Origin of the sequence: Pseudoalteromonas sp. NGC95, assembly GCF_015864705.1 — a bacterium.
In the GTDB taxonomy this organism is placed as follows: domain Bacteria; phylum Pseudomonadota; class Gammaproteobacteria; order Enterobacterales; family Alteromonadaceae; genus Pseudoalteromonas; species Pseudoalteromonas arctica.
Window position 1 is genome coordinate 46,965 of record NZ_JADYWR010000006.1, and the last position, 12,782, is coordinate 59,746.

At 35.6% G+C, this 12,782-nt stretch carries 8 protein-coding genes; 3 read left to right on the forward strand and 5 right to left on the reverse strand.

The genetic code is table 11. The features are described from left to right. Positions 1 to 409: 409 nt before the first annotated feature. A complete protein-coding gene (locus I6E70_RS07280; protein ID WP_231620074.1) occupies positions 410 to 1,348 on the reverse strand; it encodes a GGDEF domain-containing response regulator in 939 nt (312 codons plus the stop codon). A gap of 717 nt (positions 1,349 to 2,065) precedes the next feature. Between I6E70_RS07280 and I6E70_RS07285 the strand changes: the two genes are divergently transcribed. Beyond that, entirely contained in the window at positions 2,066 to 2,623 is a 558-nt protein-coding gene (locus tag I6E70_RS07285; RefSeq protein ID WP_165725009.1) for a TMEM165/GDT1 family protein, read from the forward strand. Between the two features lie 60 nt (positions 2,624 to 2,683). On the opposite strand, the gene I6E70_RS07290 is transcribed toward I6E70_RS07285, so the two are convergent. From I6E70_RS07290 to I6E70_RS07300, 3 genes are all read right to left on the reverse strand, one after another. Continuing rightward, positions 2,684 to 3,208, reverse strand: a complete 525-nt coding sequence (locus tag I6E70_RS07290) for a DUF6436 domain-containing protein (RefSeq protein ID WP_197188385.1) — start codon at positions 3,206 to 3,208, stop codon at positions 2,684 to 2,686. Continuing rightward, complete coding sequence (locus I6E70_RS07295; RefSeq protein ID WP_165725011.1) at positions 3,192 to 4,658, reverse strand: methyl-accepting chemotaxis protein; 1,467 nt, start codon at positions 4,656 to 4,658, stop codon at positions 3,192 to 3,194. Before I6E70_RS07295 ends, I6E70_RS07290 begins: the two co-directional genes overlap by 17 nt. Before the next feature lie 117 nt (positions 4,659 to 4,775). Beyond that, positions 4,776 to 5,327: a hydrolase gene (locus tag I6E70_RS07300; protein WP_165725012.1), complete on the reverse strand. Its 552-nt coding sequence runs from the start codon at positions 5,325 to 5,327 to the stop codon at positions 4,776 to 4,778. Between the two features lie 166 nt (positions 5,328 to 5,493). Here I6E70_RS07300 and I6E70_RS07305 point away from each other — a divergent pair, with 166 nt between their 5' ends. Continuing rightward, positions 5,494 to 9,993 (forward strand): EAL domain-containing protein, encoded by a 4,500-nt coding sequence (locus I6E70_RS07305; protein ID WP_197188386.1) that lies wholly within the window; start codon positions 5,494 to 5,496, stop codon positions 9,991 to 9,993. A 69-nt stretch (positions 9,994 to 10,062) separates the two neighbouring features. On the opposite strand, the gene I6E70_RS07310 is transcribed toward I6E70_RS07305, so the two are convergent. Continuing rightward, positions 10,063 to 10,956, reverse strand: coding sequence for a cation diffusion facilitator family transporter (locus I6E70_RS07310; protein WP_007581834.1), 894 nt, complete (start codon positions 10,954 to 10,956; stop codon positions 10,063 to 10,065). Between the two features lie 383 nt (positions 10,957 to 11,339). Here I6E70_RS07310 and I6E70_RS07315 point away from each other — a divergent pair, with 383 nt between their 5' ends. Beyond that, entirely contained in the window at positions 11,340 to 12,779 is a 1,440-nt protein-coding gene (locus I6E70_RS07315; protein ID WP_197188387.1) for a diguanylate cyclase domain-containing protein, read from the forward strand. Positions 12,780 to 12,782: the final 3 nt, after the last annotated feature.

A 12,782-nucleotide genomic window follows, 5' to 3' on the forward strand; every position in this document is an offset into this window, starting at 1 on the left:
ATGTCTTTCCAAGTATCAAACGCTGTATTATCTTTGACAAAGTAATCCCATTCACTACTAGAAAATAGCTCCTTTTCAGTTGAGTACTTTGCGATTAAGCCACTTGCTAACTTCATGCATTCCAACGTTTTGAAGTAAGAGTGACATTTAATAAAATCTGGAACCATTAAAAAATCTAATGAGGTGCTATATTCGGAAATCTGAAGGTGTACGTCCTCAATTAAGCTATTTAATACCCGAAAATCACTTACCAAATCTAAAGCTCCATTTATGCATAAACCTGTGCATCAAGCACTAATCTATCTAGTTAATCCATTATTTCACACATAATACCACCCCAATATGGCATTTTAAATATAATTAAACCTATTGGTAAGGTAAATTAAATACTAGCGCTTGTAAATCCTGCCTAGTAGCTAAATTTATTTCTTCCTGATTGCTTTGACATATACAACTTGTCATCTGCTATTTGGAATGTGTCAGCATGATCTTCTGAGCTTTTCAACGTTGCTACTCCTCCACTAACACTCAGATGTTTAAATAGTGAGGCACTATTTTCTATATTCAATGCAGCTATATTTTTTATTATATTCTCAGTTACTAATATTGCGCCTTTCAGATCAGTGTATGGCAGAACTACAGCGAATTCTTCACCGCCATAACGAGCAACAAAATCTTGAGGTCTTTTTAAGGTATCTTTAATGGTTTGTGCGACGATTTTTAGTGCGCGATCACCTTCTAAATGGCCATATATGTCATTAAACTGTTTAAACAGATCAATATCGATAACGATAAGAGCGTAATCACTTTTATTTCGCTTGGCATTTAAATCAATCTTCTCGTAGTGAATATCAAAATAACGACGATTATAAATCTCAGTCAAACTATCTAAGAAAACTAATTCCAGCAACCTATCCCTTTGTGCCTTAAGCGTTAAATGCGCTTTAACTCTGTTAAACACGGTTTTATTCGTGAAAGGCTTTCTAATAAAATCAACCCCACCAACTTCCCAGCAAAAATCTTCATGTTCAAAAAAAGAAGTGATAAAAATAACGGGTATATCTTTGAGATGGGGTAAGCTTTTAAGGTGCTTACAAGTTTCAATTCCGTCAATACCGCCCATTTGTATATCTAGTAAAATCAAGTCAGGAGTAGTATTTTGGCAATATGCAATTGCTTCTTCTCCACTCATTGCAACTTGAGTCATAAAGTGCGTGGAAAGTATAGCTTCGAGCAAGTGAATGTTTAGCAGTTGGTCTTCAATAATTAATACATTCATTCTAGATAGAGCATCGTCTAGAGTATCATTATTAATATCAGAAAATTCCACTGTACTTAGGTTCAACATTTATTTCCTTTGCAATAAGCGTTCTACAGCAATATTAAGTAAGCTTATTATTTGCATCACTGCTTTATTCGTTTAATTGATTGGCACTTTAATGTAAAAATCAAAATTATGCTAGAATGTGATGATAAATAAAGTTTGGTCATAATTAGTTGACCACTACAATCTAATCTCAGATTCACTTGGAGCATGAGACGAGCTTTTTCATCGTCCCACTACACAGTCCGCTGATCAGATATCCCAATCAAAGATTGTATTTTAATTGTGTTAGAGAAGCTAAATATTGAATGGAGTTAGACCAGAGCATTCATTTAGTATGAAAACCTAATAAATGGAAATCTCGCTTTTACTGAATAAGCTTTAGCTGAAGATATTCCGCTTTGAGCTTAAAACAGCATATCGCAGAGATTGATAGTCCGCTCCTCGCTCTTTCCTGACTATCAACTTATTGCCAAAAGCTAACTTTATTACTCCCGAATAAATTAACTATATTCGATTCTTAATATTTACCACGCAAAAGTTTTGTGGAATAATGCCCGCCTCTTAGGGGAGTAGCCCGCTCAGTAATGAGTAAACTTATCAACATAATTGCACCTCATGTGCATGGTAAGTTTGTAATGTTGTAGCAAGCGTTATCGGCGAGACCTAGGTAGACACTATCCTCATGGCGGGAGATAGTTGTTTGCCTTGGTTTAGTATTCCCGCCTGTAAGAATCAATAATGGAAGTTTTTTTAACCTCAACCGTCACTGTCACACTTGCCGAAATAGGCGATAAAACCCAGCTTTTATCGCTCCTGTTAGCCGCCCGTTTTCGTAATAAAGGCGCGCTTATTCTTGGTATTTTAGCCGCAACCTTACTCAATCATGGTTTATCAGCGTGGTTTGGGCAGTGGTTAAGTAATAGTTTTTCTTCTGAATATTTACCTTGGCTTGTAAACATCAGCTTTATTGTTGTTGGCCTTTGGCTATTAGTTCCAGACAAAGACGAAGCTGTAAGTAGTAAATACGATAGCTACGGGGCTTTTTTAGTCGCTTTTGTATTATTTTTTATTGCAGAAATTGGTGATAAAACACAAATAGCGACGGTGTTGTTAGGCGCACAATATCAGTCTGTGTTTTGGGTAACGGTAGGAACCACGTTAGGTATGTTAATTGCTAACGTGCCTGTTATATACGCCGGAAATGCACTACTGAAAAGAATATCGCTAAACACTGTACGTGCTATTGCAGCTTGTGTGTTTGTGTTATTAGGTATTTATGGCTTAGTGACAATTTAATCAATATTAAAGCTCGCAACTGTTAATTTAAGTGCGAGCTTTAGTTTATCGATACGTTATTTATGCATTATTTACACAGTAACATCCCTTGGTTTGCGTAATTAAAAGGTTGGAATTAAAACCTGCGGCTAAATTAGTGACCGCAGTTTCAACAAAACCACTCCCCTGGGCGCAAGCTAGCCCTTCGGAGAGCGGCCCTGCATACACAAATTCACCATCTTTATTAATAATAACAGCAGCAGGCGTTGCCGGAATAACGTGCCTAAGTTTAGGTGTTAATTCAACTTGCACAATCTTCATGCCTTTATTTGTAGCGAAAGAAGTTAGCGATGAAATATGTGGTTTGGCCTGTATAGTACATCCGCAGTTTTTTTCTGTTATAAGCACTAAAGACGGCTCACCAGTATCAACCCAATCCAATTGCTTTTTAAAATTACCAAACCAATGTTTTTGAGTTAAAACTTTTAAGTTATCAAACGGTTTAAGCTGCTCTAATTGAAAATAAACTAACCCTGCAACAACGCAAATAAGCCATGCTGCTATAAGCGAAAATACGAAAGAGTTAGGTTTATTTAAACTTTGCAATACTTTGCTCTAACACATCAATACTTACATCAATTAGCTGTACCTTAGCAGTTAACTGCTGCACTATTAGCGTATCTTGGTACTGATTTTGGCGCATAGTATCGGTACTACTTGCTATTAATTCGGTATTTCCAGCTTGCTCCGCTACAACTTGCGCTACAGACTCTGAGCTGGAAGCAACCGCTTTAATTTGTCCACTCATTGTTGAAATATTCTCTTTCATAGCGGTGCTAATATCAGTCAAGTCAACAACAAAATTTACACACTGACTCATAGATTGAGTTGATGTTTTACTATTGTTAACGAGGTCTTTAAGCGTCAAACTAATTTTATCTGTTGTCGCTTTACTATGATTTGCAAGTGATCTCACCTCATCAGCAACGACAGCAAAACCTCGTCCATGCTCACCTGCGCGAGCGGCTTCAATAGCTGCATTTAAAGCAAGCAAATTTGTTTGCTCAGCGATACCTGATATTTCATTAAGAAGACCAGAAATAACCCCCCCAGCTGCAACTAAATGACTTATTTGCTCTTCTGTATGATTAAGTAACGTTAATAACTCTCTACTTTTCGAATCTGTTTGAAGAACATCTTCTAATGCATTACTGACAGTTTTAGTAATATGGTCAACTTGGCGTTTAAGAACTTCACTTTCTTCTTCAACAAGTTTAAAGCCATGTGCAACTTGTGCGCCTGAATTTGCTATATCATCTGTTTGCTGTGTACGGTGCACAACTCCATCTGCAAGCTGATCATGAACCTCGATAAGCTCTCGCGAGTTTTTTTGCAGTGATTCTGATTGCGCTTGCACTTGCTTAATAACATCAGATATATAATCTAGCAATATATTAAACCCGACCACTGCATCACTTTTAGTATCACCAGCACGTAAGGAGAGTTTAATATTTTCAGGGTCTTCCATTATTTGCTCTGTAGCATAACTTAATGACAAGCCTGCACGGCGTTCGCGTTGCAATGTTTTAGCTATATAACCTGCAACTAGAACTTCAACAATCGCATACCCTGCATGTATAAGTACTGTGGTAAAAGCGAGTCTATCAGGGTCAAATACGTAGAAACCTGTATTTTGAGTTTGAAGATAATAAAAAGATAAATGATGAACAGCGACAAATATAATTGCAGTTATAAAAACACGCCACTGTACAAACATTATAAGTACAGCCATTAAAATGAATATTTCGAAGTGAACTTCTATTAGCCCAAATGTCTGTTGGATATGCAAAAAAGAGAACATCATAATAGCGGCCGCAACTACATGCGCCGTTATAACGTTGTCTGGATACGTTCTGAGTAACCAAATTGGGAGTATGCAAAGTGGCAAGCCAATAATAAAAGCTTGGGTTAACGTACCAAAATACAGACCAACGCCGATGGACTCAATAAATAAAAGGCTAAAAATAATGGTGAATAACCGAGCGACACTAGACATAAAACCCTTGAATAAATTGTAGGTTACTAAACACACACTATTATACGTAATAAAACTTAAATTGGAGCACCTATTCTAATAAAACTTCAAATAATTAAAGTCAAACTTTGAATAAGCTTATTTTATTATAGGTAATATTTTTTTAAACGTCGGTGTTGCAGCTTGCTTTGTCCATTGAAAAATGACAATTTCAGTACATGAAATTACTGCACCAGCTTGGCGTAACTGCTCAACGGCTAACTTTTTATGCTCTAAATTTCGAGAGCCAATAGCATCTTGGATAATAATGACCTCGAAACCACTTTGCACTAAGTCTAAGCATGTTTGCAAAACACATACATGTGCTTCAGTGCCTACAACTATTATTTGTTTTTTGCCGTAGGCCTTTAATTGTTCTAAAAACCCAAGCTCTGCACATGCACTAAAATGAGTTTTATGAAAATACGCGGCATCGGGCAACATGTTTTTTATTTGGTGATCAGTTTCGCCTAACCCTTTTACATATTGCTCTGTTATTAAGGTCGGCACGCCGTGAATAATACCCGCCTGCGCTAACTGCAATGTACTTTTTAAAATATTCGGAAAGTCTTTAATTGCAGGAGCAAGCAACTCTTGTAAGTCTATTATTAATAACACGCTATTTTTTGCATCAATATTAGATAAAACCACTATACTCTCCTTATGAACATTAACTGTTATCTATATAGATTAGCTCACTATTTGAAAATAGAGCTTTTAACTTTACGTATATTATTTGTAATTAAAAAATAAAAACTTATGCTATATTTACTATCTAGCTAAGTATCATCCTATCCTCCACTGAGAGTGTTTATAAGTGCGTTTGAGCAAACTTTTTTTTCATATCACCATTGTTTTTTTACTATGCATCCAAAGCACTTTTGCATCACAAAACTATGCTCAACAATTACAACGAATTTCTACTGACGAAGGCCTATCGCAAAGTTACGTTTTGCAGACTCAAGAGGATGATATTGGTTATATTTGGATAGCAACCCAACAGGGTTTAAACCGTTTTGATGGTTATAATGTAAAAACTTTTAATGGTGGCTTTGGCTTAGATAAACACTATATTTATGCATTATTTAAAGCCGAAGACGGAAAAATCATTGTCTCAACTGATCTTTCTGGTGCGTATATAATAGATCCCCTCACTTTAAAAACCGAAAAAATCTATTCTGGTCAAATAGATAAAGAAAAAAAGATGTTTTCTCCAATCTCCGCAATGACTCAGCAACAAGATACTTTTTACTTCGCCATAGATGGTCAAATATATACATTTGATGAGACGAGTAAACACTTTACACTTAAGCTAGCACTCCCAAATAAAAGGGACTACATTAGGTCATTAACGATATATAAAAACACTTTATATATTGGTACAAATGATGGTTTATACACTGCAAATATAGATAATTCAGAACTTGTAAAAATCCCTCTTCATCCCCCTGAAAAAAATACGATAGATAATATAAACGTCAAATTTTTAAGTGTTGATAATGAATTAGGATTACTTGTTGGTACTGTCGAAGGTATGTATCAATTAGCATTTGATAATAACAAAAATATATCTGCAGCAAATGTTACAACATTAATTCCTGATTATAATATATGGGATTATGCCAATACTGTTTACGGCGAGTTTGTAGCAACCGAAAGTGGATTATTTAGTTATCACCGCGAAACCAAAGAGTTAGAGTTCATATTAAATTATGAAAAAAGTAAGTTTAATATTAATGAAAACTCAATCAACGATCTAATGATTGATAAGTCCGGCGTGCTTTGGCTCGCATCTAGAACCCAAGGCGTGTTTACCTGGCCAATTAAAACCCGACGGTTTAAACACATTTTTTTACCCGGTAACAATACTGTTCATGCCACCTACCAAGATAAAAATAATATTATATGGCTAGGAACAGAAGATGGAATTGCGCGCTACGACAAAGCAACAAATAAAAGTGAAATATATTTGAGCTCGACCGACTCAAAAGCAATATACGGAGCATCAGCGGTATTTGATATTTTTGCGTCTTCAATTGGAAACGATCAATTTCTTTGGCTTGTTACTTATGATGGTTTTAAACTTTTCGATAAGCAAACGGGTAAAGTTATTGAAAATAAAGACACAGACAATAATGTAATTAACCAGCTCAACTTATTTGGTTTTGCCCAAGTTGATGCAAATAAATATGCATTTATGTCTGATGATAACTTTTATGTTTTTAATGAAACAAGCGGAAAAACAAGAATTATTAAAGGACTCAAAGAGCAAGTTGACCCTTTATTTTCTTATGCTTTTTATAAACCCCTCGACACACATCCTGAAGAGTTTGTACTTGGCACATCAAAAAGTTTTTTTAGGTACAAAGAAAAAACGAAAACTTTAACGACTATATTCCAGTCTTTTAATCCTAAAGAAGATATTTTTTACACTGTAGAAAACTTTTACTTAGACTCAAAACGAAATATTTTATGGTTGGCAACCACCCAGGAAGGCTTGCTTGGTGTTGACCCAGTTACTTATGAGAGAAAACACTACATAGGATTAAAAAATTCATTTAATACTGACTCTATCTATTCGTTACTTCCTGATGAAAATGGTTTTTTATGGGCAAGTACCGACAATGGTTTATATCAAATAAACCTAGATACACTCAATGTGGTGAGTTATTCAGTAAAAGACGGGTTGAATATAAACCAATTTACTCCTATAGCAGCAACAACATTAAACGATGGCAGGCTTATATTTGGTAGTAATGCGGGCGCCCTACTTTTTGACCCCTTAGACTTTGATGAAAAAGAATTATTTAAAAAAAATAATGTAGCGATTACCGATATAAACCTTTTTACCAAAGAGCTCGATTATTACCCTCATAAATACCTTAGCCAACCACTTGATCTCAGTTATGAAGACATGGGCCTTACAGTTAGTTTTTCTAACTTTTCTTACCCCAATATAGACAAAGCGTATTATAAGGTAATTCTTTCAGGGCCAACGTCCCTTACATATGAAGACTTACAATCTAACCAAGTGTTTTTCACAAAACTTCAACCCGGTAGTTATTCGCTAAAAATATCAGCACATAATCGCGATGGTATTGTTACAAGCGAACCTGCAACACTTAATATCAACGTGGCCTACGCACCATGGAAGTCGCCCTTTGCTATTGTCGCCTATGTAGTTTTAATAATTGCCGTGTTGTTTTTCATTTTTTGGCAATACCGCAGCCGCCAAGTTGCAATTGAACAAGCCCATAGAGCGACTATTCATTCGCAAAAGCAAACAGAACTCGCGCTTAAAAATAACAAAAGTGGCGTGTGGGATTATAATTTTAAAGATGCTTCCGTAAGTACGCTCAGAGGAAGTGAATTAGGCTATACAGGCTTGCCTGTACGCGTGCATATAGATCAATTTTTAGCGCTAATACACCCAGATGACCGACGTCGTTTTGAAAACCAATGGGAAAACTACTTCAAGTACAAAAAACAACAAAACTGGCAAGCAACTTATCGTCTACAGCATAAAAATGGGCATTGGTTATGGTATCAAGATACAGGACAAGTTATATACGATCCTCAAACAAATGAGCCGCTATATGTTTCTGGCATATATACCAATATCACTGAGCAACGGGCTAATGAGCAACAAGCAAAAATTCTAGGTGAAGCGTTTAGCCAAATAAACGACTGGTTACTTATACTCGATAAGCATTTAATGCCATTTTCTGCGAACAACAGTTTTATTGAAACGTTTTCAAGTGAACAAACGGCCACTAAAATTAGCCCAAATTTATTTATTAGGGCCATTGGTAAAGATAAGTGTAGAGAGTTTGCAAATATTTTAAAAAAATTAAAAGCTACAGAAAACTGGCAAAGTGATGCTTATATAAAAACAGCAAAGAGTAACGAACATCCAGTACATATAAGCGCCACAGCCGTAACAAAAGATACTGCAAGCTACTACGTGGTTGTTATTACAGATTTAACTGAGCAAAAACGTGCAGAAAACGAACTGCGCTATTTGGCTAATTTTGATCCTCTAACACATCTCCCAAATCGTAGTTTAATGTATCAAAACATTGAAAAAGCGATTAAACATGCCAATGAAAGTAATACACAATGCGCGTTATTATTTATTGATTTAGATAAGTTTAAACCTGTTAATGACTCTTTTGGCCACGCAGTTGGCGATAAGCTCTTATGTAATATTACACAAAGAGTGAACGGTATGCTTGGCGTAAACGCAAAACTTGGCCGCCAAAGTGGTGATGAATTTTTAGTGCTGATTCAAAATATAAAATCGCTTCAGTCTCTTCGAGATACAGTAAGAAAAATTAGTAATGAGTTAGCTAATAAAGTAATTATTGAAGACTTCTCTATTAATATTTCAGCCAGTATTGGCGTCGCTTTATACCCATTCGATGCTGTAACCACCGATATACTTATCCGTAATGCCGATGTTGCGATGATGCACGCTAAACAAGGCGGGAGAAACGACTTTAAGTTTTTTAGCGATGAAATGAATGAGCTGATAAAACAAAAGTTACTGCTCGAAAATGATTTAAAAGATGCAGTAAAAGACAACCGATTTTTTAATCACTATCAGCCCATTATCGACATAGAAGAAAAAACAATAAATGGCGTGGAATTACTCATGCGCTGGAAAAATCAAGGACAGTTGGTATCGCCAGCACTTTTTATACCGGTAGCAGAAGAAACTGGTTTAATAGAACTCCTTACTGAGCAAGCATTGCAACGAGCTCTTATTGAAATTGCACCTATACTCAGCGCAAACCCATTGTTTTATATATCTTTAAACTTATCTCCTAAACACATTTTAAAAACAAACATAACCCAGCGGTTAATGTCCATATTAGCGGACTCTCAAGTTCATCCAAGACAATTAAGACTTGAAATAACAGAGAGTATTTTACTAGAAGATAAACTCAAAGCAGCCAAGCAGCTACAAAACTTAAAAGCTGCTGGGTTTAAATTACTACTTGATGATTTTGGTACTGGTTACTCGTCACTCACCTATTTGAGCCAATTTCCTATTAATGTTATTAAAATAGATCAAAGCTTTGTAAACAGTATTGGTATAGATAAAGGGGATGAGTCAATTATTAAGACCATTCTTTTATTGGCCGAAAACCTAGATCTTTACTGTATTGCAGAAGGAGTAGAAACGCGCGAACAGATGATCTTTTTAGCCGAGGTTGGGTGTACTGTACTGCAAGGTTATTACTTTGCAAGGCCAATGGATGCTAAAGACTTACGTAAAAGCGATTGTTTTAGCAATATCATTGATTTGATTTGATTTGATTTGATTTAAAACATTAAAAGCGTGCTAATCATTATTACACGCTTTTATATTAATTAAATGCTACTAATGGATGTGATGGCATTCGTGGCTTTCTATTTGTAATACACTATTGCGTACATTAAATTTTTCAGCTAATAGTTGTTCTACCTTCATACGACATGCTTCATCGTGTTTTTCAATAGTACAATGCTCTTTAAGTACAACATGCGCCCCGACTACTACACCCTTATATTTACGCGTTACAGTGACGTTATGGACATTGTGAACATGCTCCATATCTGTAATCTCACTTTCAATATCTGCTACTTTAGGGAGTTTGGCCTTATTTAAGCGTAAACCTTTTATACAACTAATAATGACCTTAACACCGGTAAACAACACGAAAGAGGCGATTAACATGCTCGATAAAATATCGATAACAACCCAGCCCGTAAAATATATAAGAATACCAGCCACAAATGTCGATACGGTAGAAATCAAATCAAAGAATGAATGTAAAAATACCGCGTAAACATTAATACTCGCTTTGCGGCCTTTATATAAAACCCATGCAGCAGCACCATGAAACAAAAAACCAATAGCAGCAATAACCGACATTAAATAACTATTAATAGCCAGCTCATTTCCTTCATGCTGATGTATATAGCGCTCACCACCTTCATACAAAATAATTAAACTGATTGCTAGGTATAAAAATCCGTTCACCAGACCACCCAAAAGCTCGGCTCTTTGATGACCATCGTTATAAGTTTTAGCAAAATGAATAGCGAGACTTGATGCAATCAGTGCGATGAATAACGAGCTATTGTGAACAAACAAATGCCCCGCATCGGCAAGTACAGCAAGCGAATTAGAATAATAAGCACCTATAACCTGAATTACCATAAACGAACACGTAATTGCTAGCGCAATAAGTAACCGACGACGAGAAGCTTGGTGTGTAGTGATTTCTGTCATGAAATGCTTGAATAACCTATACTTAAAGTGCAAATAAACCAAAGATGGCTTAGAGTAGAAAAGGGTAATGATATACAGTATCAATTATAATACGTACCGCCATCAAACGCACTAAAAACTTAGTAAATCAAAAAAAATGTGCTAATAATTAGTAGGGCTTGTTGAACTTCGGTGGTTGAATTTGCAGTAGTATTTTTGGTTTTGAGGCAAGGCAGAGTCTATGTAGTGTAGCTATTCCCCATAAATAGGCGATAACGCAGCATAAATACCAAGCATGAGCTGCCCTTTGAGCTCGATCTAAGGAAGATTAACACGCCCAAGTAAAAACAATAAAAATACAATAGATAACAATTTAATTGTGGCTTAAACACATGGAGAGTTGAGTGAGTAATAACCTATCAAATGAAATATGGCGAAACTTGGAGTTACTGCCGTTTTGTGTATTACTTTATGATGCCAATGAAAATATATTTAAAGTTAACAGCCAAGCACAGGGCTTGTTTGGCTTAAGAAATAAATCACATTTTAATAAAATTGATTTTTCACACATCACTTTGACCAATCATCACAGTAAAAAAGAACTATTAGTCGAGGAGCTATTCTTTGATTATTTCACTGCAAATAACCAATGCCAGTTTGTTTTATCAAAACAGGTATCTAAATTGCTACTCAATGTAAAATTTGCAAAATTACCTAACTCAAGCTCCATTATTATAATCGATGTATTGAATAATAATGTAGATGAACAATATGATTTTGATAATATTATTTCGAACATATCAACTGACTTAATTGATATTCAAAACGACGACGTTGATAAGCATATCAACTACGCATTAAAAGCTATTGGTACCGTTTGCCACGCAGATAGAAGTTATCTTTTTAAGTTTGCCGAGGATGGTAAAACCATAAATAACACCCACGAATGGGTCAATAATGATATACAAGCATTTAAAGAGGACTTACAAAACCTTCCGAAAAGCGATCTCCCATATTTTTTTAGTTTGATGGCACGTACTCACTTATTTAGAGTTAACGATGTAACGTCGTTACCCATTCAAGCAATGAGCGAAAAAACAATTTTCCAGCGACAAAAAATAAAATCAGTACTTTGCATTGGTCTACGTTATGACAAAGAGCTCGTTGGCTTTATAGGCTGTGATTGCGTTGTTCAAAAGCGAAACTGGACTGATTTAGACCTTATTCGCTTAAGGTTAGTAGGTGAAATGCTTGCTAATGCTTTCAAAAATTTAAATTACAAGCAAGAGCTACAACAAGCTCAGCAGCAACTCATTAATGCCAATCATAAACTTAACAAACAAGTTAATACTGATGGCCTTACAAACATTGCTAACCGACGCTGTTTTGATCAAACTTTAAAATGCGAAATTAAGCGCGGCGCACGTAATAAAGAACCCATTAGTTTAATAATGTGTGATATTGATTTTTTTAAGCGTTATAACGATAACTATGGGCATCAGCTAGGTGACGAAGTGTTAAAAAAAGTTGCCAAAGCGCTGCATTATCTTTGTAAACGTGAAGGTGATTTAGCCGCTCGTTTCGGTGGTGAAGAATTTGCGATAATTTTACCTGCAGTCGACACAGATCATTGCCAAAGATATGCTGTTCTTATTCAGGAAAAAATTGCAGAACTTGCAATTAAACATAACTTTTCAAGTGCCAGTAAATACCTCACTTTGAGTATCGGATTTTATAGCCTTATACCCAATCAAAAAACAACACCTAAAGAAGTTATAACTAACGCCGACATAGCCCTTTATAACGCAAAAGAAACAGGCAGAAATAAAATAGCCAGCTTTTAAAAA